The sequence below is a fragment of the Streptomyces sp. NPDC001663 genome, assembly GCF_042893105.1.
In the GTDB taxonomy this organism is placed as follows: domain Bacteria; phylum Actinomycetota; class Actinomycetes; order Streptomycetales; family Streptomycetaceae; genus Streptomyces.
This window is the reverse complement of sequence record NZ_JBIAUR010000009.1, coordinates 212,611-233,037: the sequence shown is the minus strand read 5'-3', so window position 1 is coordinate 233,037 and position 20,427 is coordinate 212,611. Positions and strand designations below refer to the sequence as shown.

Here is a 20,427-nt window from a genome sequence, read left to right as displayed (position 1 = left end):
AGGCCGTCCCTAGGATGACTGCATGTCACTCCCGCACGCGATCCTCACCGCTCTGCTCGAGAAGCCGTCCTCGGGGCTGGAGCTGACCCGTCGGTTCGACAAGTCGATCGGCTACTTCTGGTCGGCGACGCATCAGCAGATCTATCGCGAGCTGGGAAAACTGGAGGCCGAGGGACACATCCGGGCGCTGCCGTCCGAGCAGCCGGCCCGTGGGCAGAAGAAGAGCTACGAGGTCCTGCCCGCGGGCCGCGCCGAACTGGCCCGCTGGACCGCCGCCTCCCAGGACCCCAAGCCGCACCGCGACCTGTTGCTGCTGCGGCTGCGCGCGGCGGCCGTGGTGGGCACCGCCGGCCTCGAGGCGGACCTGCGCCGCCATCTCGACCTGCACCGGCTGCAGTTGGCCGAGTACCGGGAGATCGAGAAGCGCGACTTCCCGCCCGACAAGGACGGCCCCCAGGACCGGCTGCGGCACCTTGTGCTGCGGGCGGGCATCGACCTGGAGACCTTCTGGACGCAGTGGCTCACGCACGCCCTGGAGGAGTTCGCCGAACTGCCGGATTCCGGGACGGCGTGAGCGCGGCCGCGCTCAGAGCCGGTGCGGCTTGTTGCGCCGGCGCAGGTACCAGCCCGTCGCAATGACACCCGCGCCGACCAGCGCGCCGCCCACTCCCAGTGTCAGCGGGCCGTAGTCCTGGATGCCACCGCCGACACCGCCCATCACGCCACGCGAGGGCGAGGGCGAGGACGTGGCGGAGATGGTGGGGGTGGACGGGGCGGAGACGACGATGGATTGCCTGCCGGCGGTGCTGTTGTTGAACGAGCACTGCACGATCACGGTGAAGGTGCCGGGGCTCACGTTCGACCAGGCCGCCGACTGCAGCGCGGTGGTGCCCGACAGCGACACCTGCCGCCCCTGGGCGAAGCTCGCCTGGCTGCTGTTGAGCAGCGAGGCGGTGCCCCAACTGCCGCTGCTGCTGGTCTGGTTGCACGCGGTGGTCGTCACCGAGACCGTGGACCCGCTGGTGCTCACGGAGATCCCGCTGCCCTGGGCCGCTGCCGGTACGGCGGCCAGGGCGAGCGGGAGCGCGGCGGCCGCCGCGGTCAGACCGGTGCGGAGCAAACGTTGAGAGTTGCGCATTGGACTGCCTCCAGCGGCACGGTTGGCGGTACATCCCTAGCGCCGCCGAGAATCGGGAGGTGCCCGTGCTGCCCTCACGGGCAGCCAACGTGCCCCCGGCCCGCCCCGCACCCGGACGGCCCCCGGCCAGGTGACGGATTCCTTCGTCCGGCCCATGTAGGCGGCCTCGTCAAGTGGTGACCGTGCGCTCCGCCGAGTACCCGCTCCACGTCCCGTCGGGCAGCTTGGCCCGGATCCGCACACGGTGAGTCACGCCGGTGTCCCGTCCGACGTAGAAGCTGTACGTCGCCCGGTCGCGCGGGGCCTTGCCGCCGTACACCAGGGAAGTGGCCGCCCGACCGTCGAGGCGGATCTGGTACTCCGTGACCACGCCGTCGGTGTGCGGCGGGATCCAGGCGAGATCGATGTAGTACGCCCCGTCGGCGCGGTGGCTCGTCGCGCGGAAGCCGGTGGGCGCGGTGGCCCGCCCGTCGTCGGAGCCCGGCGTGGTGAGGCGGACGGTGTTGCCGGCGGGCGAGAGGTTGTCGGCGGCGTCGCGGGCCCGGACGGTGAAGGCGTACCGGGTGCCCGGCCGCAGCCCCGTGACCACGGTCGCCGTCTGGTTCCCGCCCACACTGTGGATCTTCGTCGCGCCCTGATAGATGTCGTACGACACCACGGCCCGGTCGTCCGTCGAGCCGGACCAGGACAGCTGCACGGCCCTGCTGCCGACCGCCCGGCCCCGCGCGGTCCCCGGGCGGGTGGGAGCCGTGTCGTCCGCCGCCACGGCCGCCGGCGTGGTCGCCCGCACCTCCCGGCTGCCCGGCCCGAGCCGGCCCTCGCTGTCGCGCGCCCGCACGGTGAAGACATACGCGGTGGACGGCCTGAGCCTCGTGACGTCCACCATGTGCTCGGAACCGGGTACTTCCTCGACCTTGGTGGTGCCGCGATACACCTCGTAGACGCTGATCCGGGGGTTGGCGGTCACGGCGTTCCACATGACGTGCACGCTGGTGGCGCTGCCCGCCGCCGCCGTGACGCCCATGGGTGCCGCCGGCAGCGGGCCTTCCTCGTCGCTGTCGCCCAATCCGCAGGCACCGAGCAGGGCGAGGACCGCGCAGAGCGCGAGGGACCGGTACGCGAGAACGGCGACGCGACGCACGGCTCTGCCTCCCCGGACGGGACGGACGGTGTACGGATGGAAATGGTCCGGACCAATATGACGCGGCTGACGTGGCCGCATCAAGAGGGCCGTAATGGGGCGACGCCCTTCGTGACCGCCCGCGGGAGTTACGTATGCTGAACCTCCTCACGGCTGAACTCTCCTTGAGCGATGGGCAGTTCATGCCGGTGGCGCGGGCCGCTGTCGTCGCTGTTCCCGCGCCGGACGCGGGCGGCCGGGCGGCCGGAGCCGACACGGGCTCGGGCGCCCGGCCCCTGCCCGGAGTTCGGGACACGCCATGGCCGGCTCGGCAGGTGCGCCGCCCGGCCCGCCTACGGTGTCCGAATGATCGGAACGGCACCGCTACGGGCCGAGTGCCCGTCAGTGCCCACCAGGAGAGGGTGTCTTATCGTGCGTGTCCCGTCGCTGACGCTGGCCGTGGCCTCTGCCGCTCTGCTCGCCTCGACGTTGCCCGATTCCGGGCTCCGCGGCCGGACGGAGCCGGTGGGGTGGCGCGAGCGCGACGTGCGCGCTGCCGACCTGCTGGCCCGGGTGCGGCACTGCGACCAGATCTCCCGTGGCCGCTACCGCAGCGACGAGGGCAGACCGGCGGACATCCCGGTGTGCGGCGCCCGGGGCGCCGTCTTCTGGAAGGCCGACATGGACATCGACTGCGACGGCCGGCCCGGCGCGCGTTGCAACCGCCGCGCCGACCCGAGCTTCGTCGCCGCCACGGCGTTCCAGCAGTCCGACCGCCGCTTTCCGAGCGCCGAACGCCTCCCGTACATCGTCGTCCCCGGCGTCAGCCGTATCTGGAACCACGGCGACCACGGTGTGCGCGGCGGATCCGTCGCCGCCGTCGTCTACCGGAAACGCGTGCGGTACGCGGTCGTCGGCGACGTCGGCCCGCGCAACCTCATCGGTGAGGCCTCCTACGCCACCGCCAAGGCCCTCGGCATCCCCACGGACCCGCGCGGCGGCGGCGCGCCCTCCGGCGTGACCTACATCGTCTTCAAGAACTCGCAGGCGGCACCCATCGAGGACCACGACGCCGCCGTCCGGCTCGGACGGCGGCTCGCGCGGAAGTTCGCCCAGGGCGGGAGGTAGCCCCCGCGGCGTCAGACGGCCGCCCAGCCGTCGTCGACCGGCAGGACCACGCCGTTGATGTTGCTCGCCGCGTCCGAGGCCAGGAACAAGATCGCGGCGGCCTGCTCCTCCGGCTGGGCGATCCGCCCCACGTTGACGAAGTGCGGGCCGAGCGCGGCCGGCCCGTGGGCGGCCTGGTCGGCGTCAACGACGATGGCGGTCGCCGTGCCGCCCGGCGCGATGGCGTTGGCCCGGATGCCCTGCTTGCGGTACATCACCGCCAGGGACTTGGTCAGGCCCACGACCCCGTGCTTGGAGGCCGTGTACGCGGCACCCGCGGCGCTGCCGCGCAGGCCCGCCTCGGAGGCCGTGCTGACTATCGCGCCACGGCTCGCCTGCAGCATGTGCGGCAGCACCGCCCGCGTGAGCAGGAACGGCGCGGTGAGGTTGACCCGGATGACCCGCTCCCACTCGGCGTCGTCCACGTCCGCCAGCGCCGACATACGGTCCATGATCCCGGCGTTGTTCACCAGGACGTCCACCCCGCCGAAGCCGTCCACGGCCGCCTGGACCACCTGGTCGACGACCGACTGCTCGCTCAGGTCGCCCACGACGGCGACCGCGGTGCCGCCCGCCTGCTCGATCTCCTCGACGACCGCCTTGGCGCCGTCGGCGTTGAGATCGGCGACCAAGACCTTGGCCCCCTCGGCGGCGAAGGCCACGGCGGCGGCCCGCCCGATGCCCGAGCCCGCTCCGGTGACGATGACACTGCGTCCGTCCAGTCCACTGGCCATGAGGTGCTCCCGTTCACGTGGTACCTGAGGGATCACCATACGACTTAATGTCTTCGAGTGACATAAAGTTGTGGGGGAGAATTCCGGGAAGCTGATCACCGGAATCCGGAGGACTGCATGACCGCCGCCCGCGGACGCACTGGACGACCGCCCCTGACCGACGAGCGCAGGGCCGAGATCCGGCTGGAGATCGCCCGGGCTGCGGTGGACCTGTTCGTCACCCAGGGCGTCGCGGCCACCACCGGCGAGCAGATCGGGCAGGCGGTGGGTGTCTCCGCGCGGACCGTGTGGCGCTACTTCCCGAGCAAGGAGGCCTGTGTACGGCCGCTGTTCACGGCGGGAATCGACATGCTCGCCGCCCGCCTGCGGCAATGGGCGCCCGGCCGGTCGCTCGAAGAGATCTTCGCGCCGGAACTCACCACGGAGCTCGGTGTCGTCGCCGGCCCCGACCGTTCCACCGTCGGCGCACTGGTACGGCTCACCCGCACCGAGCCGGGTCTGCGCGCCGTCTGGCTCCAGACGTACGACGAGGCGGAGCCGGCGTTCGCCCGTGCCCTGGCGGAGCGTGCCGGGCTGCCCGCCGACGACCTGCGGCCCACCGTCCAGGCGGCGATGTTCAACGCGGCCCTGCGCGCGGCGGTGGAGCACTACGCCTGGCTCAGCGCCGACGTGGAGACCGACCGGGCGACGGCGGAGGCCGAGCTGACGGCAACCATGCGCTCGGCCCTCGCCGTCGCAGCGGAGGGACTCGGGTAGGGCTCCTCAGACCTTCCGGTAGGTGTACGCCTCCGCTGCCGCCGCCTCCACCGCCGCGAGGTCGGCGCCGGTGGCCGCCGTGACGACCGCGGCCACCGCGCCCTCCACGAACGGCGCATCCACCAGGTGTGTGTTGTCCGGGAGTTCGTCGCCCTCGGCGAGCAGCGCCTTCACCGTGAGTACGGCACTGCCGAGGTCCGTGAGCACAGCGACCCCCGCACCCCGGTCCACGGACGCGGCGGCCGCGGCGATCAGCTCCGCGCTGGTGCCGAGCCCGCCGCCCTCGGTGCCGCCGGCCGGGGCGACCGGCACCGAAGTGCCGCCGCCCGCAAGCCCCTTGGCCAACTCGGCCACGGAGGCGGCCACTTCGGCGCTGTGCGAGACCAGGACGATCCCGACCGGCGTCGCGTCACTCACCGCGCGCCTCCATAAGACCCGCGATCAGCAGCGCCGACGACGTGGCCCCCGGATCCTGGTGCCCGATGCTGCGCTCCCCGAGATAACTGGCCCTGCCCTTGCGGGCCTGCAACGGCGTCGTCGCCAGCGCACCCTCCTCGGCGGCGGTGCGGGCCGCGGCGAAACCGCCGTCGCCGAGCGCGTCCACCGCCGGCACCAGCGCGTCGATCATGGTCTTGTCGCCCGGCGCGGCACCGCCGAGCGTCATGACCGCGTCCACCCCGGCCCGCAGCGCCTCGGCGAGTTCCGCCTCACTGACCTCGCCGGCATCCCCGAGTGCCTTTCCGGTACGGCGCAACAGCGTGCCGTACAGGGGCCCCGAGGCGCCGCCGACCGTGGAGATCAGCTGCCGTCCGGCGAGTGTGAGGACCGCTCCGGGGGTGGCCGGCGCCTCCTTCTCCAGCGTCGCGGTCACGGCCCGGAACCCGCGCTGAAGGTTGCTGCCGTGGTCGGCGTCCCCGATCGGCGAGTCGAGGGCGGTCAGCCGCTCCGCCTCGCGGTCGACGGACGCGGCGGTCGCCGTCATCCAACGGCGGAAGAAGTCGGCGTCGAGCACTGGATCTCCTTGCGTGGTAGGTACGTTGCCACCTCGGCCCTACATACCCCAGCGCAGCCCCGGCGTCTTCACCGGTGCATCCCACAGCCGCAGCAGCTCCTCGTCGACCTGGCACAGGGTGACCGAGGCGCCGGCCATGTCGAGCGAGGTGACGTAGTTGCCGACAAGGGTGCGGGCGACGGCTACACCGCGCTGGGTGAGCACCCGCTGCACCTCGGCGTTGAAGCCGTACAGCTCCAGCAGAGGAGTTGCACCCATGCCGTTGACCAGGACGAGGACCGGGTTGCGCGGCGGCATGTCCTCCAGGATCGCGTGCACCGCGAACTCCGCGATCTCACCCGACGTCATCATCGCCCGCCGCTCCCGGCCGGGCTCGCCGTGGATGCCGATGCCCAACTCCAGCTCGCCGGGCGGCAGATCGAAGGTGGGGCTGCCCTTGGCGGGTGTGGTGCAGGCGCTGAGCGCGACGCCGAAGCTGCGGGAGTTCTCGTTGACCTGTCGGCCGATCGCCGCCACCCGCTCCAGCGGCTGACCCTCGTCCGCCGCCGCGCCCGCGATCTTCTCCACGAACAGGGTCGCGCCGGTGCCGCGCCGTCCCGCCGTGTAGAGGCTGTCGGTGACCGCCACGTCGTCGTTGACCAGCACCTTGGCGACCTGGATGCCCTCGTCCTCGGCGAGCTCGGCCGCCATGTCGAAGTTGAGCACGTCGCCCGTGTAGTTCTTCACGATGAACAGCACGCCGGCCCCGCTGTCCACGGCCGCAGCGGCGCGCGCCATCTGGTCGGGGACAGGCGAGGTGAAGACCTCGCCCGGGCAGGCCGCCGAGAGCATCCCGGGACCCACGAACCCGCCGTGCAGCGGCTCGTGCCCCGAGCCGCCGCCGGAGATCAGGGCGACCTTCCCGGCCACGGGGGCGTCCCGCCGTACGATCACCCGGTTCTCCACGTCGACGGTCAGCTCGGGATGGGCGGCCGCCATGCCCCTGAGCGCGTCCGCGACCACGGACTCCGGGACGTTGATGAGCATCTTCATGGGTACCTCCTGGTGACACTTGCAGATGAGCCCTGAGGCGGAACAGACCTGCGTCGGTTGGAGCCCTTTGTCGGCAGTATCGACCGTGCGCAGGCGAAGGTCACGTGGGCGTCGCCCGGGGATCCAGGTCCTTGAAAGTTTCAGCGGCCGGACGCGGCCGCGGAGGCCGCTGGCCGGTCGGTGTCGCCGTGCCAGGTGGGCCAGCCGAGCAGCCGGGGGCGTTCGGTGACCCAGGCGCGGGTGTCGGTGCCGATCTCCTCGTCGATGAGTGCTTCCAGCAGGGCGTGGTAGCGGGCGAGGAGTGCGCGGTGGGCCGGGTCGGCGGCGAGGTTGCGCATTTCCGCCGGGTCCTCGGCGCGGTCGTAGAGGACGACGTCGTTGTCGGCGAGGAGTTCCTCGGTCGTGGCCGGGCGGTTGGGGTTCAGGGGGGCGAAATAGCGGCCGAAGGTGTACCGGCCGTCGGTGTAGCCGCGCAGGAACCCGCGCTTGGTCCAGTCCGGGCGCAGCGATCCGGACTCGATCCGCTTCGGCGCCTCGGGGTCGGCGAACTCGAACCAGAACGAGGCGTCCAGGGTCGTGATCGACTCGACGGCGGTGAGCACGCCCTCGCGGACCGGCCGGCCCTCCAGCACCGGCGCCAGGGAGCGGCCCTTGAGCGCGGGGAACCTGGTGGCCGCCTGCGACCGGTCGACGCCGGCGAAGTCGAGCAGGGTCGGTGCGAGATCGACCGCGGAGGACAGGGCCTCGGTCACGGCTCCGCCGGAGGCGTCGGGGTGGGACAGGATGAACGGGACGTGGAAGTTCTCGTCGTAGACCAGGTTGCCCTTCTGCCGCAGCCCGTGGGACGCCGCCATCTCGCCGTGGTCGGAGGTGAACACCACGACGGTGCGGTCGGCCTGTCCCGACGCCTCCAGCGCGTCGAGGACGAGATCGACGCTGCGGTCCACGTCACGCAGAGCGTTGAGGTAGAAGTTCAGGCCGTCGTACCAGTGCCCGTCGTCGGCGACCGGGCCGAAGACCGTGTCGAGCATGCGCGCGTACTCCGCCACCGCCGGCGCCGCACCGGACAGGTCGTCGTGCAGGCTCGCGGGCAGGTCGAAGTCCCAGCGGCGCCGGTAGACGGGGATGTTGGCGGCGGCGCGGGCGACCACGGCGTGGGCGAGCCCGAACGGCAGCTGGACCTGGGGGGAGCCGCCGTAGTCGAAGCTCATGATGTCGTGCGGGTTCACGAAGTTGACGGCCATGAACCACGGTTTGTCGGCGGCCACCACCGGTGCCCGGTTGCGCAGCCAGCGCACCGCCTGCCCGGCGATGACCGGGTCGAGCTTGAGACCGGCCCAGGCGCCGCCGTCGATGTCGCCCCAGTCGTTGAACTCGCTGAAGCCGTACGGCTCCAGGGCGTCCGTGGTCGGGCCCGGGTTCTGGGGGGTGATGTAGAGGTTGGAGAGGTGCCACTTGCCCTGGTAGGTGCAGTAGTAGCCGGCTGAGCGGAGCATCGTGCCGAGGGTGCCCAGCTTCGGGTCGAGCGGGCGGATGTACGGCATGTTGTCGTTGTCGTAGATCTCGGTGAGCGGCAGATGCTGCCCCGTGTAGATCACCGACCGGGAGGAACTGCACATGGCCGAGGCGGCGTAGTGGTTTTGGAAGGTGGTGCCGCGCTCGGCGAGGCGCTCGCGTGCCGGGAGGGTGTAGCCGTCCGGGCGGGGGACGGTCGCCCGCTCCTCGTCCGTGACGATCAGCAGGATGTTGGGACGACGCGTCATGGCCACCTGTCTTCCGGCGGGGTCGTGCGTGCCCGCCGGGGCCGGGGGCAACGGGGTGCGGGCGCACGCAAGGGTGCGCCGCGTCCGAATCTAGGCGGGGTGCCGCCGCTCCGCGTGCGGGGAGACGACCGTTCTGGGCCGGGCGGGTGACGGGATCCCCGAGTCGTACGTCGGCCCACCTGCCGCCGCCGGAGCGTTCAGGTGCCGGGCGCGGGCTCCGGTCCGGACGGTCCGGGCGGTGCTGAGGTGCCCGGCGTCTGCCCGGGCGCGGCGAGTCCCGGCCCGGGAGCGAGGAACTCCCGCACGCCGAACAGGGCCAGGATCACCAGGGCGAACCAGAACACCACCAGGCCCGTCGGACGGTCCCAGAACACGAAGACGAGCGAGGCGCCCAGCAGGATCGCGATCCCGATCCACCGCTTCCACCGCCGCACCAACGGCTCCACCGGCCCGGCCCGGAAACCCACCTGGTCGGCGACCTGGCGGACTCCTCCCACCCCGGTTGTGGACGCGGCACGGACCGTCGTCGCGGCCCGGGACGGCCCGGCGAAGTACGCGCCGAGCGCGACCAGCACCGCCAGGACCCCCACCATGCGCAGGGTCTTCCGGAGGAAGTGCACCAGGGCGTCGTAGACCGACCCGGCCGCATCCGGGGAGACACCGGCCGGCAGCTGGTTGAGGAAGGACGTGCGCAGGACCGCGAGGGCGACGCCGAACACCAGCATCGCCGCGCCGATCCCCAACGCCGCGCCGATCAGGGCATGTCTGCGGTTGTGGGCCAGGTAGACACCCGCGGCCGCGACCAGCACCGCGACCACCGGAAGCCAGTTCCCGATGATCTGCAGCAGCCTCACATAGGTCCTGGCCGTCTCCAGCTGGGGAGCGGCGTACACCGCGAACTGGGTGTGGACCTCCGGGATCTTCGAGGCCAGCACGAAGCCCGAATCCGTGAGCTGCTTCTTCACCTGGTCGACGACCGGCCCGATGTCGATGGTGACCTTGTCGCCGGAGAGCTGGACCGTTCCGCCGCCCTCGCCGGTCAGGGCCTTCACCATCGTGGTGTGTGCCGCCGTGATGGCCCGCGTCCACACGGTCGCGAAGGCGTCGCTGGTGACGACCTTGTCCGCGGCGGCCCCGACGAGACTGTTCAGTCCGTCGCCGATGGGTCCGCTCAAGTTGCCGATCAGGTCGGCGGCGCGGGGCGGGACGCCCTTCTGGTGTGCAGCTTGGGAGAGCTGGTCGACCACGGACTGGACGTCGACCTTTTCGACCACGACGTCGGTGACCCTGCGGGAGATCGCCTTCTGCACACCGGGGTCGCTCGCGAGCGGCCCCATGGTCGCGACGAACCGGTCGGTGTCGGTGACCTGGTCATGCGCCCACACGGCCGTCACGGCCAGGATCGACAGGATCGACGCCAGGACGACGAGCAGCACCGAACCGGTGGTCCGGAAGGGATGCCGCTGTCGCGGCGCGACGGCCGACTCTAACTGCGCCACCCGTCGGCGCAGCTCCTCCAGCTCTCTCCCGTTCGACGGGCCGGCGTCGCCCGACTCGCCCGTGGCGTTCTGTGGCGGCATGGAGCACTCCCGTCATCGTCGAGCAGGCGCACCTGGCCGGGCGGGCGGCCCGGCCAGGTGCGCCTGCAAATACGGCTGCTCGAACGCGGACGAGCCGGGGTGCCCGACCGGGTGTCCCCGACCGTCGGCGCGCCCTCACACGTCGTGCGGCTGGCGCTCGTACGCGGTGTAGAAGGCCTTGCGGTCGACCGCGCACAGGGCCCAGATGATGAACCCCGAGAACGCGATCACGACGACCGACCAGACCGGGTAGTACGGCAGGGAGAGGAAGTTGGCGATGATCATGAGCCCGGCGATGCCCACGCCGGCGACACGCGCCCATGTCGCTGCCTGGAACAGTCCCAGGCTGACGCCCACGCCGATCGCGCCCAGGACCAGGTGGATCCAGCCCCAGCTGGTGAGATCGAACTCGAAGACGTAGTTGCGTGTGTTGACGAAGACGTTGTCGTTGGCGATCGCCATGATGCCCCGGAAGATGGCGAGCATGCTTGCGAGCAGGAGCATGACGGCTCCGAAGGCCATCACGCCGCCCGCCCATGCCTGCCTCGTCGCGTGCGCCTCGGGGGTGTGCGTCGCGGTCATGCTGCTGCCTCGTTTCGTACGGTCCGGGCGATTTCAGCGACCGGAGGTGGAGTGGGCGGACCCCGAGGGCTCCGACGGGGCGTGACCGGCGAGGACCAGTTCCTTCGCCCTGCTGAACTCCTCGTCCGAGATGTCGCCGCGCGCCCGGATCTCGGACAGCTTGGCGAGTTCGTCGGCACTGCTGCGCTGGGTGCCACCGCCCGCGGTCTCACGGACGTAGGAGTCGAACGCCTCCTGCTGCGCACGCGCCTGTGCGACCTCCCGCCTGCCCATGTTCTTGCCACGCGCGATCACGTAGACGAACACACCCAGGAAGGGCAGGCAGATGGTGAACACCAGCCAGCCGGCCTTCGCCCAGCCGCTCATGTCGTCGTCGCGGAAGATGTCGACGATGACCCGGAAGAGCAGGACGAACCACATGATCCACAGGAAGAAGATCAGCATGGTCCAGAAGGCGCTCAGCAGCGGATAGTCGTACGCGAGGTATGTCTGCGCGCTCATGTCTCTCCTCCGTCCCGGGCATTCGCCCGGCAGCCGTTCTGTGCCGGATTCAGCGTGCGCACGGCAAGTCCCGTCGGGCTTCACCCGCTGAGGGTGATCGGGTGCGCCGGGTACGGGGTCAAGGAGTCGTCTCCCGGGCTTCGGGCGCCGCGGCACCGGACGGCGACGGCTGCAGCGACACCTGTCCCGCGCTCCGGCGCAGCGCGGCCCGCCAGGCGAGGGCGACCGCAGTCTCGGCAAGCCCGAGCAGGACGAGCCAGAGGCCGAGCAGCCGGGTCAGCGCACGGGCGGTCTCGGTCGGCAGGGCCAGCACCACGATCCCCGCGACGATGGCGAGGATCGCCCCGCCCAGTACGGCGCCACGATGCGGCATGTCCTTCATGGCGATGGCCGTGTAGAGGGTGAGGATGCCGGACACCAGCCAGACGACGCCGACGACCAGCGAGAGCGCGGCGATGGTCTGCAGCGGGTTGCGCAGGCACAGCACCCCGGCCAGGACGTACAGCACGGCCATGAGTAGCCCGGGGATCCGTTCGCCGTGGCCCTGCCGGGCGAAGGCGCCGACGAACCGGAACGCCCCCATCAGCAGGAGGTACAGGCCGATCAGGACCGCCAGGACGTGCAGGGTCTCGTCCGGCCAGACAAGGATCAGGATGCCCGGCACGAGCGTCGCCACCGCCGAGGCCAGCATCCAGGTCCAGGACCGGCCGAGCCGGGCCAGCGCCTCCGCGGGGTCGCCCATGGGGCTCGGAGTCGCCCCGTCGGGCATCCGGTCCGGCCCGGGACGCGGCGCCGGACCACGTGGCTGGGTCATGGCTCCTCCTTGCGTTCTCCCTGCTTCTCCTTGCGCGATCGAGCGGTTGCTTCCGGACCGCCGGAGGGTGGTGTGCGGGGCCCTCACCGGGCCAGCCTCGCGCGCGGCCCCGGGCGACGGGTCACCCACTACGGGTGATCCGTCCGCACCGCCGCGGCGGTGCGCTGGAAACGCAGCCGCTCACCGGCCTGCCGCGACAGGCGCGAAGAAACGACGGAACGAGGGCTCTGACGGCTGCCCGCACGCACCAGGAGGTCGGGCCATGACCGAACCGAACATCTTCACCGCCTTTCTGCCGGCGGCCGAACGAACGGCATACGGAAGGAGCGCGCGCACGCGTGTGTCGCGTGCGGGCCACAGCCAATTCGAGGCGGGGCCGGACCGGCCCGATCCGATCGGCGTGATCGAGCGTCAGTCCGCCACCCGGGTACAGGAGTTGGTGCCCATCCGCTACGGACGCATGCTCGAGTCACCGTTCCGCTTCTACCGCGGCGCGGCTGCGATCATGGCCATGGACCTCGGGCGGTTCCCGGACACCGGACTGCGGGTGCAGCTGTGCGGAGACGCCCATCTGCTCAACTTCCGGCTGCTCGCCTCGCCCGAGCGCCATCTGGTCTTCGACATCAACGACTTCGACGAGACGCTGGACGGGCCCTTCGAATGGGACGTCAAGCGGCTCGCCGCCAGCTTCGTGATCGCCGCCCGTGCCAACGGCTTCCCGCTGAAGGAGCAGAACAGCGCGGTGCGGACGTGTGTGCAGGCCTACCGGGAGCGGATGCGCGAATTCGCCGGCATGGGCACCCTCGACATCTGGTACGCCCAGGACGACGCCGACCACATGCGGAAACTGCTCGCCTCGTCCATGGACAAGGAGGCCAGGCGCCGCACCGACGAGGCGACGGCGAAGGCCCGCACCCGCACCCATCTCCAGGCCTTCGAGAAACTCACCGAGGCCTCCGCCGAAGGCCGCCGCCTCGCCGCGGACCCGCCGCTGATCACCCCGCTGAGGGACCTGACGGCCGACTCGGGCGCCGCGGAACAGGAGAAGGAACTGCAGGTCATCCTGGACGACTACGCGCACACCCTGTCGGCCGAACGCCGGCATCTGCTGCGCCACTACCGACTTGTCGACATCGCCCGCAAGGTCGTGGGCGTCGGCAGCGTCGGCACCCGCTGCTGGATCCTGCTGCTGCTCGGCAGGGACGACGACGATCCCCTGCTGCTGCAGGCCAAGGAGGCCCAGGAGTCGGTGCTGGCCGCCCACACGCACGGCGAACACTACGACAACCAAGGCCGCCGGGTGGTCTGCGGACAGCGCCTCATCCAGACGACCAGCGACATCTTCCTGGGCTGGACCCACGTCGTCGGCCTCGACGGAAACGAGCGGGACTTCTACGTCCGCCAACTGCGGGACTGGAAGGGCATCGCCCGGCCGGAAACCATGGAGCCGGACATGCTCCGCCTGTTCGCCCGGCTGTGCGGAGCCTCCCTGGCCCGGGCGCACGCCCGCTCCGGCGATCCCGTCGCCATCGCCGCCTATCTGGGCGGCAGCGACCGCTTCGACCGGGCGCTCACCGTGTTCGCCCAGGCCTACGCCGACCAGAACGAGCGGGACTTCAAGGCATTGGGTGCGGCCGCCCGCTCGGGCAGGGTCACCGTGGAGCAGCTGTGAGGCGCAACGTCACTGGGTGTCCGCCCGCTCCGGCAGCTGCCGCATCTCGACGACGTGCAGTCCGAGCGACTGGCAGCGCGCCAGCAGCCCGTACAGCTGAGCCTCGTCGAGGACAGGGCCGTACAGGACCGTCTGACCAGCCATCATCACGTGATCCAGCTCCGGGAATGCCTTGGTCAGCGTCTCCGACATGTGTCCGTCGACGCGGATCTCGTAGCGCATGGGCTGTTCTCCCGTGGGCGGCGTGGCGGCCGGCGTACGGCGCCCTTCTCTGCGATCGTCCCGCGCGCCGTCCCGCCGAACCTCACCCCGGAAAGGTGAGCCGGTGCCGCGGGGTCACAGCAGCCGCAGGTCGCGGGCCCGGCGCACGGCGTCGTTGCGCCGGTTCACCGCCAGCTTCCGGTAGACGCTCTTGAGGTGGGTCTTCACCGTGTTCACCGATACGAACAGGTCGGCGGCGATCTCCTGGGTCGACATCGGCTGTGCGAGCCGGCGCAGCACCTGGCGTTCGCGTTCGCTCAGCTCCTCCACCACCAGGGGGGAGGGCCCTGTCCGGGATCGGGAGCCGTCACCCCGTGGTGGCGCGGCCGGCGTGAGCCAGCCCCTGGCCAGCTGCTGGAGCGGCGCCATGGCCAGCAAGGGCCTGATCCACGGTCCGGTTTCGAGGAAGGGACGGCGCAGCTGCTCGCGCCGGGCGTCGACGAGTGCGTGCGCGACGAGCCTGGAGGCGGTGCCGGCGTCGCCCGCCTGCTCCGCGACCTGGGCCCGCACCAGCGCTGCCCGGACGTCCACCGCCGGTCCGGACCGGCTCTCGCTGTGGACGCCGTCGAGCAGGTCGATCGCGGTGTCGGGACGGCCGGTGGCGAGGTGGAGGCGGGCGGCCTCCACAGCGCACGCCGGTTCGTCGTCGGGCACGGCGCGCAGCAGTTCGGCGGCCTCCTCGGGATGCCCTTGCGCCAGCTGGGCGGCCGAGGCGACCAGTGCCTCGTGGCTCTCCGCCCACGGTGAGGTCACGGCGGCGGATACGGCTGGGTTCGCGGCGTCGACGGCGGCTCGTGTGTCGCCCCGGGCCAGCAGGAGACGCGCCGTGACGATGGCCCGCACCGCCGCCGTGACCGGGTCCTGCGGCGGGGAGTGGAGTGCGGTCACCTCGTCGAGGAGGGTCTGGGCCCGGCCCAGTTCGTTGCGCTCGACGGCCACGGCGGCCAGGACCAGCCGCTCGATGCCGGAGCCGGACGGCCGGGGCAGGCTGTGGCGCTCCGTTTCGGTCAGCGCCGCCGTGGCCTTCTTCTCCGCCCTGCCGGGCCAGCCGGTCAGGTAGTCGATCAACGCCAGATGGCCCAGGGAGTCCTCGCGGGGGAACACGGTGGAGGCTCCGCCGGGGGAGACGGTCGCCGCGGACAGGGCCGCGCGCGCGTCCTCGAAGTGTCCGGCCCACAGACGCGTGGAGCCCAGATGGCTCAGCAGGAGGGCGGAGAGCTCGGGGTGCTTGTCCAGGAGGTGCGCGGGCACCTCACGCTGCAGTTCCTCCGCGGCCTCGGCGGCCTGTTCCGCCTGCCCGGGGGAACCGGTCAGCCGGGCCGCGAGTGCCTCCAGCAGGGCGCAGCTCAGCAGCGCCGTCGCCGGCGCGCCCGAGGCCAGCCGTTCCTCGGCGTGGTGCAGGTGGGCCAGGCCGTGGTCGAGATCCCGCCCGGACAGGTCACGGGCCGCCCGGACCACGTCCGTCGCGGCGCTGTGGACGTCCGGTCCCATCCCGGAGAAGAGCCGGCCCAGGTCGTCGCTGCGCAGGCCGGTGAAGAGCTCGCCGATCGCCAGGTCGTCGACGAGGGCGTCCGCGGTGAACTCCCAGTCGCCCGCGGCGGCGCCGTGCGCGAGGGTCTCCGGCAGGGAACCGGAACGCCGCAGCCACTGCGCGGCCCGCCGGTGGAGTTCGGGTTCCGACCCGGGGGAGCGCACCCGCAGATGGGCCCGGAGTATCTCCCCGAACAGCGGGTGCAGGCGGTACCACGAGTGCCCGAGGTCCTCGACGAACGCGTTCGCGCGATGCAGCCGGGCCAGAATCGGCTCGGCGTCGTCCCGACCGGTCAGCGCGTTGACCAGCTCGGGACAGAAGCGCTCCAGGACGCTGACGCGCAGCAGCAGGTCCTGTGTCTGCTCCGGCTGCCGCTTGAGCACCTCGGCCAGCAGGAAGTCCGCGACCGTGCTCCGGTCCGCCTCGAACTCCTTCAGATACGTCTCCGGGTCCGAGCTCTGGCGAGCCGCGAGGGCGCACAGACGCAGGCCGGCTGCCCAGCCCCGGGTGCGGTCCACGAGGGCGCGGGCGGCCTCCACGGGGAGGCACAGCCCGTGCAGCTCGAGCAGCGTGACGGCCTCATCGGGCGTGAAGGCCAGCTCCGCTCCGCGGATCTCCGTGAGCTCGCCGGCTGCCCGGTACCGGTGCAACGGCAGCATCGGCTCGGTACGGGTGACGAGGACCAGGCGCAGCCCCCGCCCGGCGTGGTGCAGTACGAACTCCAGCTGCTCGGCGACCTCCGGGGACGTCTCCCGGTCGAACTCGTCGAGGATCACGGTCGTGGGCCGGTCACGGCCGTTCAGCTCGGCGGCGAGCGTCGCCAGCAGTCGGTGGTCCACCCGGACCGCGTCGGCCGGGCAGCCGACCTCGTCGGTGACCGGCGCGCCGCAGGCACGCAGGGCATGCAGGACGTACGCCCAGAACACACCCGGGCGCCGGTCCTCGGCCTCGACGGTGAGCCACGCCACCGGATGCCCCAGGCCGGCGGCCCAGTCGGCGACCAGCAGGGTCTTGCCCGCGCCCGCGGCTCCGTTGACCATGGTCAGCGGTGTCCCGAGCCCCTGGTCGAGGTGGTGGAGCAGCCGTTGCCGCCGAAGGAACGTGGCGGGCCGCACCGGCAGCGCGAACCGGGTGCGGAGAATCGGGTCTCCGAAGGGATCCACGCCGGTGACAGCCATTCCTGCAGCGTTCTCGTCAATTGCAGCCACTGCGCTCACCACCGCTTGCGTCAGGCCGTTTGCAGCGCCCCCCTCGCCATGGAATCAGTTTTCCCGGGGACTGTCGCGACACATAGGGTCCAGTGGCCCCCATTGCACTGGGCCGAACGCTCCTGATCGGAGGATCCACGGCCCCCTGACGGTCCGATCAGCCCGTCTTGTGCCCCCACCGCGGCCCGACCAGATCCCACTCCCTGCCCCACTCGTCGATGCGCCGGCGGTCCAGCCACCAGCGTGCGGCGCCGTAGCCCCCGAAGGCCAGGCCGGTCACGGCGAGGGCCGACCCGGCGCCAAGGCAGCCCGCCTCGACGGACGCGTCCGTGCCGCTCGGCGGCCGGGTGGTGAGGTTCCCCTGCGGGTCCGTCCAGATCACGATCGTGGATCCGGCCTTCCGTCCGCCGTCCACCAGCGTCTTGTCGGTGCGGGTGGAGCCGTCGGCCTGGGTCCAGCGGACCTTCACGAGCGCCTGATAGCCCTTCGAAGCGGCCCGTGACGAATCCGTGAGAAGGACCGCCTGTACGGGGGTGCGCTCGGCGCGCTGCTGCGCGAAGTCGTCGGCGGCGGCCCGGGCGGTGAACATACCGGCGAGGGTGCCGCCGACCGCGATGAGCGCCCAGACGGCCAGGACGAGCCACGCCTCGAGAACATCGTCCCGGCGGCGCAGCGGGTTGGCCCGCCATCGCCACAGCCACTTCCTTCGTCGCCCGCCTGCGCGCATCGCCATGCACCTCCTCGACGTCACTTCCACGACCGTTGCATCCGGTGGCTGCCGGCGGCATGGGCCGGGCAGGCGGAGCAGTGGGGCCGACCGGGACCATGTGCGGGACCCCGGTAGGTCGTGCGGCCCCGTGGCCCGCCCTCGCCCCGCCGGCCCACGGTGGCCTGACCGGCCGCCGACGAGGGACCAACGGCCCCTGACCGCGGTGCCGCCGCGCTCCCACCCTCGGAAGGCAACAGCACCTGTTCCGTCCCGTACGGGAGGAGGACACGATGCGATCCGCGCCTCTCGACGCCGAGACCCTGGAAGCCTGCATCGCCGCGGCCGTGGCCGCACCCTCGTTCTTCAACACCCAGCCGTGGCGCTTCAGGCTGGACCCCGAGACCCTCGCCTTCGAGGTCCGCGCGGCCCCGGAGCGCAGCCTGCACCACGCCGATCCCGTCGGCCGTGCCCTCCACCTGTCGGTGGGTGCCTCCGTCTTCAACCTCCGCGTCGCGGTGTCCCACTTCGGCTGGACTCCCGTCGTACGCCTGCTGCCGCGCCCCGAGGACCCCGGACTGCTCGCCGTCGTCCGGCCCACGGGGGCCCTGCGCCGGTCCACCACGGAGCACCGCGGCGACCTCTACCCGGCGATCTGGCGCCGGCACAGCAGCCGCCTCCCGTTCACCGGCAGGCCGCTGCCGCCGCAGGAACGCGCCGAACTCGCCGAGGCCGCCCACACCGAAGGCGCCTCGCTGACCTTTCCCGAGGCAGCCGAGACGGCACGTCTGCTGGGCCTGAGTGCGCAGGCCGAGCAGCGCAACCGGGCCGACGCCGACCGGGGCACGGAAAGCCGCCGCTGGGTTCGCCGGGGTCCCGACGACACCGGCCTCCCGCAGAGTGCACTGGGCCCCCAGGACGCGCGTGAGCGCCTGCCCATGCGGGACTTCACCGCCGAGCGGCACCCCGAGCGGCTGTCGGCGAAGGACTTCGAGATCGCCCCGGCCATCGCCCTGCTCCGTACCGAGCACGACCGCCGCACGGACTGGCTGCGCGCCGGGGAGGCACTGGAACACGTCCTGCTCGTCGCCACGGCCCTCGGCCTGCGGGCATCCCTGCTGCACCAACCGATGGAATGGCCCGACCTGCGCCGTTTCCTCAGCCCGGACCCCGACCACACCGGACATCCGCAGATGCTGATCCGGCTCGGCTACGGCCCGGAGGGTCCGGCCACCCCGCGCCGTGCCCCGCGCGCGGTGCTCGACACGGAGGTGCCGAACCGCTAGCCCTTCCCGTCGGCGGGCGGTCACTGTAGACCCGCCGCGACGGAGACGGCGTCGTCGTTTCGGTCGCCGAAGAGAGCCGTGGGCACATCGGGGTGGATCTCGAAGACGCCGCCCAGGTGCGTGGTCCGCAGCATGACCAGGAAGTGGCCGTCGGGGTTCACCAGCCGCAGTCTGCCCTCGTGGGCCAGCACCCGGTTTCTCGCCCGGCACAGCACCCGCAGTCCGCTGCAGTCGATGAAGGTCATGGGACGCAGGTCCAGCACGAGGTCAGGGCGCCGGCCGGCGGTCAGGGCGTCGATCCGCGCCGAGAGCGGCGACGCCGTAAGGATGTCGATCTCGCCGCGCACTTCCACCACGGTTGCGCCGCCGACGACACGTTCCGTGTGGCAGAGCTCGGGCCTGGTGTGCTTTTCGGCCATATAGAGAGCAAAGCCGCGTGTCGCCACCGGCGGTAGGGCCGGTCGGCCCTGTGTGGAGGCGTGAGAGGCCGGGCGGCTCCATGTGATCGCACACCGTGCGCTGAGGGTCGCTCTCCGGCACGACCGGGACCGATGGCCCGGTTCCGTGACCAACTTTCCGCCCCAGCATGAGGGGTGGGCATCCGCCCGCACCGGCCCTGTCCGGATCCGACGGTATGGAAGCACAGAAGGGAATCACGACATGACTGCCCAGCACGTGGTCGTCGGAGTGGACGGCTCACTGACCGCCGTACGGGCCCTGGACTGGGCGGCGCGGGAGGCGGAACGCCGTGGTGCCGCCCTGCGCCTCGTCCATGCCGTCCCCGACCTGGACGAGGCCGGGCCCGTGCTGGCGTCGGCAGCCTCGAGGATCCGCGCCCGCCATCCCGGCCTGCCGGTCGTGACCGCGGCGGCCGAGGGAGGCGCGGTGGAGGCGCTGCTGCGCGAGAGCGACGGCGCCGTCCTCACCGTCGTGGGCAACCGCGGGCTCGGCGGGATCACCGGGCTGCTGTTCGGCTCGGTGAGTCTGCGGCTGGCCGGGCACACCCACGGCCCCCTGCTGGTGGTGCGCGGCGACCACCGGTGCGACGAGGGCAGCGAGGTCCTGCTGGGGCTGGGCGGCGACACCGACGCGGACGCAGCGGCCTACGCCTTCCAGGAGGCCGAGCGGCGCGGTGCCCCACTGCGCGTCCTGCACTCCTGGTCCCACCGGCACATCGCGCCGGAAATGCCCTCGCCGATACCCGCGACCAGCCCGGGGCAACGGGACCTGGCCCAGCGCGACGCGACCGAGGCCGCCGTGCCGCGCTTCTCCCTGGCCGGGCTGCGGGAGAGGCATCCCGAGGTCGGCGTCGAGACGCGCACGGTGCGCACGGGGCCGGCGCACGCGCTGCTGGAGGCCACCCGGGATGCCGCCGTCGTCGTCATCGGCGCCCATCGCCGCACGGACCGGCACGGCCCGCGCCCGGGTCCGGTCGCGCACACCCTGTTGCACCGCTCGCACTGCCCCGTGGTCGTCGTGCCGACCTGACGACCGACTCCGCCACGCGCGGCCGCCAGCTGAACAGGCCCGTACGGCAAGGACGTTCGGCCCTGCGGCACGGGCC

Annotated in this window: 21 protein-coding genes; 6 read left to right on the top strand and 15 right to left on the bottom strand. The window is 72.1% G+C overall.

All coding sequences use genetic code 11. From position 1 onward, the window contains the following. The first annotated feature begins 22 nt into the window (after nucleotides 1-22). Nucleotides 23-574: a PadR family transcriptional regulator gene (locus ACFY1L_RS28800; protein WP_388830492.1), complete on the top strand. Its 552-nt coding sequence runs from the start codon at nucleotides 23-25 to the stop codon at nucleotides 572-574. Between the two features lie 12 nt (nucleotides 575-586). Here the strand turns inward: ACFY1L_RS28800 and ACFY1L_RS28795 are convergent, their stop codons facing one another. Together ACFY1L_RS28795 and ACFY1L_RS28790 are read right to left on the bottom strand one after the other, a co-directional pair. Beyond that, entirely contained in the window at nucleotides 587-1,138 is a 552-nt protein-coding gene (locus ACFY1L_RS28795; RefSeq protein WP_388830489.1) for a hypothetical protein, read from the bottom strand. A gap of 169 nt (nucleotides 1,139-1,307) precedes the next feature. After that, entirely contained in the window at nucleotides 1,308-2,279 is a 972-nt protein-coding gene (locus tag ACFY1L_RS28790; RefSeq protein WP_388830486.1) for a fibronectin type III domain-containing protein, read from the bottom strand. Nucleotides 2,280-2,690: 411 nt separating this feature from the next. On the opposite strand from ACFY1L_RS28790, the gene ACFY1L_RS28785 reads away from it, so the two are divergent. Then, nucleotides 2,691-3,386 (top strand): glycoside hydrolase family 75 protein, encoded by a 696-nt coding sequence (locus ACFY1L_RS28785; protein ID WP_388830483.1) that lies wholly within the window; start codon nucleotides 2,691-2,693, stop codon nucleotides 3,384-3,386. Between the two features lie 11 nt (nucleotides 3,387-3,397). Here the strand turns inward: ACFY1L_RS28785 and ACFY1L_RS28780 are convergent, their stop codons facing one another. Next, nucleotides 3,398-4,159, bottom strand: a complete 762-nt coding sequence (locus tag ACFY1L_RS28780; protein WP_388830480.1) for an SDR family NAD(P)-dependent oxidoreductase — start codon at nucleotides 4,157-4,159, stop codon at nucleotides 3,398-3,400. 117 nt (nucleotides 4,160-4,276) lie between these two features. On the opposite strand from ACFY1L_RS28780, the gene ACFY1L_RS28775 reads away from it, so the two are divergent. After that, entirely contained in the window at nucleotides 4,277-4,915 is a 639-nt protein-coding gene (locus ACFY1L_RS28775) for a TetR/AcrR family transcriptional regulator (protein ID WP_388830477.1), read from the top strand. Nucleotides 4,916-4,921: 6 nt separating this feature from the next. On the opposite strand, the gene ACFY1L_RS28770 is transcribed toward ACFY1L_RS28775, so the two are convergent. The 8 genes from ACFY1L_RS28770 to ACFY1L_RS28735 all read right to left on the bottom strand — a co-directional run bounded on the left by ACFY1L_RS28770 (nucleotide 4,922) and on the right by ACFY1L_RS28735 (nucleotide 12,199). Beyond that, on the bottom strand, nucleotides 4,922-5,332 hold the full coding sequence (locus ACFY1L_RS28770; RefSeq protein ID WP_388830474.1) for a PTS-dependent dihydroxyacetone kinase phosphotransferase subunit DhaM: 411 nt from the start codon (nucleotides 5,330-5,332) through the stop codon (nucleotides 4,922-4,924). Continuing rightward, a complete protein-coding gene (gene dhaL, locus ACFY1L_RS28765) occupies nucleotides 5,325-5,927 on the bottom strand; it encodes a dihydroxyacetone kinase subunit DhaL (RefSeq protein ID WP_388830471.1) in 603 nt (200 codons plus the stop codon). The genes ACFY1L_RS28770 and dhaL overlap by 8 nt, the downstream gene beginning before the upstream one ends. A gap of 39 nt (nucleotides 5,928-5,966) precedes the next feature. Next, complete coding sequence (gene dhaK, locus ACFY1L_RS28760) at nucleotides 5,967-6,959, bottom strand: dihydroxyacetone kinase subunit DhaK (RefSeq protein WP_388830468.1); 993 nt, start codon at nucleotides 6,957-6,959, stop codon at nucleotides 5,967-5,969. Nucleotides 6,960-7,099: 140 nt separating this feature from the next. Next, on the bottom strand, nucleotides 7,100-8,722 hold the full coding sequence (locus tag ACFY1L_RS28755) for a sulfatase-like hydrolase/transferase (RefSeq protein WP_388830465.1): 1,623 nt from the start codon (nucleotides 8,720-8,722) through the stop codon (nucleotides 7,100-7,102). A 197-nt stretch (nucleotides 8,723-8,919) separates the two neighbouring features. Continuing rightward, nucleotides 8,920-10,302 carry a hypothetical protein gene (locus ACFY1L_RS28750; protein ID WP_388830462.1) on the bottom strand — a complete coding sequence of 461 codons (1,383 nt, stop codon included), beginning with the start codon at nucleotides 10,300-10,302 and terminating at the stop codon, nucleotides 8,920-8,922. Nucleotides 10,303-10,437: 135 nt separating this feature from the next. Continuing rightward, on the bottom strand, nucleotides 10,438-10,884 hold the full coding sequence (locus ACFY1L_RS28745; protein ID WP_388830459.1) for a hypothetical protein: 447 nt from the start codon (nucleotides 10,882-10,884) through the stop codon (nucleotides 10,438-10,440). Between the two features lie 33 nt (nucleotides 10,885-10,917). Continuing rightward, the gene (locus tag ACFY1L_RS28740; RefSeq protein WP_388830456.1) at nucleotides 10,918-11,385 is read right to left on the bottom strand and encodes an SHOCT domain-containing protein; all 468 of its coding nucleotides are present in this window, start codon (nucleotides 11,383-11,385) and stop codon (nucleotides 10,918-10,920) included. A 118-nt stretch (nucleotides 11,386-11,503) separates the two neighbouring features. Further along, nucleotides 11,504-12,199, bottom strand: coding sequence for an HdeD family acid-resistance protein (locus ACFY1L_RS28735; protein ID WP_388830453.1), 696 nt, complete (start codon nucleotides 12,197-12,199; stop codon nucleotides 11,504-11,506). 262 nt (nucleotides 12,200-12,461) lie between these two features. Here ACFY1L_RS28735 and ACFY1L_RS28730 point away from each other — a divergent pair, with 262 nt between their 5' ends. After that, nucleotides 12,462-13,871, top strand: a complete 1,410-nt coding sequence (locus tag ACFY1L_RS28730; protein WP_388830450.1) for a DUF2252 domain-containing protein — start codon at nucleotides 12,462-12,464, stop codon at nucleotides 13,869-13,871. A gap of 9 nt (nucleotides 13,872-13,880) precedes the next feature. Here the strand turns inward: ACFY1L_RS28730 and ACFY1L_RS28725 are convergent, their stop codons facing one another. The 3 genes from ACFY1L_RS28725 to ACFY1L_RS28715 all read right to left on the bottom strand — a co-directional run bounded on the left by ACFY1L_RS28725 (nucleotide 13,881) and on the right by ACFY1L_RS28715 (nucleotide 17,604). Further along, nucleotides 13,881-14,093, bottom strand: coding sequence for a hypothetical protein (locus ACFY1L_RS28725; RefSeq protein WP_388830447.1), 213 nt, complete (start codon nucleotides 14,091-14,093; stop codon nucleotides 13,881-13,883). Nucleotides 14,094-14,207: 114 nt separating this feature from the next. Then, nucleotides 14,208-16,841, bottom strand: coding sequence for a LuxR C-terminal-related transcriptional regulator (locus tag ACFY1L_RS28720; protein ID WP_388830439.1), 2,634 nt, complete (start codon nucleotides 16,839-16,841; stop codon nucleotides 14,208-14,210). A gap of 187 nt (nucleotides 16,842-17,028) precedes the next feature. Further along, nucleotides 17,029-17,604, bottom strand: coding sequence for a hypothetical protein (locus ACFY1L_RS28715; protein WP_388830436.1), 576 nt, complete (start codon nucleotides 17,602-17,604; stop codon nucleotides 17,029-17,031). Nucleotides 17,605-17,870: 266 nt separating this feature from the next. Here ACFY1L_RS28715 and ACFY1L_RS28710 point away from each other — a divergent pair, with 266 nt between their 5' ends. Further along, entirely contained in the window at nucleotides 17,871-18,863 is a 993-nt protein-coding gene (locus ACFY1L_RS28710) for an Acg family FMN-binding oxidoreductase (RefSeq protein WP_388830433.1), read from the top strand. Between the two features lie 20 nt (nucleotides 18,864-18,883). Here ACFY1L_RS28710 and ACFY1L_RS28705 read toward each other — a convergent pair whose 3' ends face one another. Then, complete coding sequence (locus tag ACFY1L_RS28705) at nucleotides 18,884-19,282, bottom strand: STAS domain-containing protein (protein WP_388830430.1); 399 nt, start codon at nucleotides 19,280-19,282, stop codon at nucleotides 18,884-18,886. A 241-nt stretch (nucleotides 19,283-19,523) separates the two neighbouring features. On the opposite strand from ACFY1L_RS28705, the gene ACFY1L_RS28700 reads away from it, so the two are divergent. After that, nucleotides 19,524-20,351 carry a universal stress protein gene (locus tag ACFY1L_RS28700; protein WP_388830427.1) on the top strand — a complete coding sequence of 276 codons (828 nt, stop codon included), beginning with the start codon at nucleotides 19,524-19,526 and terminating at the stop codon, nucleotides 20,349-20,351. Nucleotides 20,352-20,427 lie beyond the last annotated feature (76 nt).

Bases quoted from the DNA above. Each gene is read 5' to 3' on its own strand.
- ACFY1L_RS28800 (WP_388830492.1), top strand. From the start codon at position 23: ATGTCACTCCCGCACGCGATCCTCACCGCTCTGCTCGAGAAGCCGTCC.
- ACFY1L_RS28795 (WP_388830489.1), bottom strand. From the start codon at position 1,138: ATGCGCAACTCTCAACGTTTGCTCCGCACCGGTCTGACCGCGGCGGCC.
- ACFY1L_RS28780 (WP_388830480.1), bottom strand. From the start codon at position 4,159: ATGGCCAGTGGACTGGACGGACGCAGTGTCATCGTCACCGGAGCGGGC.
- ACFY1L_RS28775 (WP_388830477.1), top strand. From the start codon at position 4,277: ATGACCGCCGCCCGCGGACGCACTGGACGACCGCCCCTGACCGACGAG.
- dhaK (WP_388830468.1), bottom strand. From the start codon at position 6,959: ATGAAGATGCTCATCAACGTCCCGGAGTCCGTGGTCGCGGACGCGCTC.
- ACFY1L_RS28755 (WP_388830465.1), bottom strand. From the start codon at position 8,722: ATGACGCGTCGTCCCAACATCCTGCTGATCGTCACGGACGAGGAGCGG.
- ACFY1L_RS28750 (WP_388830462.1), bottom strand. From the start codon at position 10,302: ATGCCGCCACAGAACGCCACGGGCGAGTCGGGCGACGCCGGCCCGTCG.
- ACFY1L_RS28745 (WP_388830459.1), bottom strand. From the start codon at position 10,884: ATGACCGCGACGCACACCCCCGAGGCGCACGCGACGAGGCAGGCATGG.
- ACFY1L_RS28740 (WP_388830456.1), bottom strand. From the start codon at position 11,385: ATGAGCGCGCAGACATACCTCGCGTACGACTATCCGCTGCTGAGCGCC.
- ACFY1L_RS28735 (WP_388830453.1), bottom strand. From the start codon at position 12,199: ATGACCCAGCCACGTGGTCCGGCGCCGCGTCCCGGGCCGGACCGGATG.
- ACFY1L_RS28730 (WP_388830450.1), top strand. From the start codon at position 12,462: ATGACCGAACCGAACATCTTCACCGCCTTTCTGCCGGCGGCCGAACGA.
- ACFY1L_RS28725 (WP_388830447.1), bottom strand. From the start codon at position 14,093: ATGCGCTACGAGATCCGCGTCGACGGACACATGTCGGAGACGCTGACC.
- ACFY1L_RS28720 (WP_388830439.1), bottom strand. From the start codon at position 16,841: ATGGCTGTCACCGGCGTGGATCCCTTCGGAGACCCGATTCTCCGCACC.
- ACFY1L_RS28715 (WP_388830436.1), bottom strand. From the start codon at position 17,604: ATGGCGATGCGCGCAGGCGGGCGACGAAGGAAGTGGCTGTGGCGATGG.
- ACFY1L_RS28710 (WP_388830433.1), top strand. From the start codon at position 17,871: ATGCGATCCGCGCCTCTCGACGCCGAGACCCTGGAAGCCTGCATCGCC.
- ACFY1L_RS28705 (WP_388830430.1), bottom strand. From the start codon at position 19,282: ATGGCCGAAAAGCACACCAGGCCCGAGCTCTGCCACACGGAACGTGTC.
- ACFY1L_RS28700 (WP_388830427.1), top strand. From the start codon at position 19,524: ATGACTGCCCAGCACGTGGTCGTCGGAGTGGACGGCTCACTGACCGCC.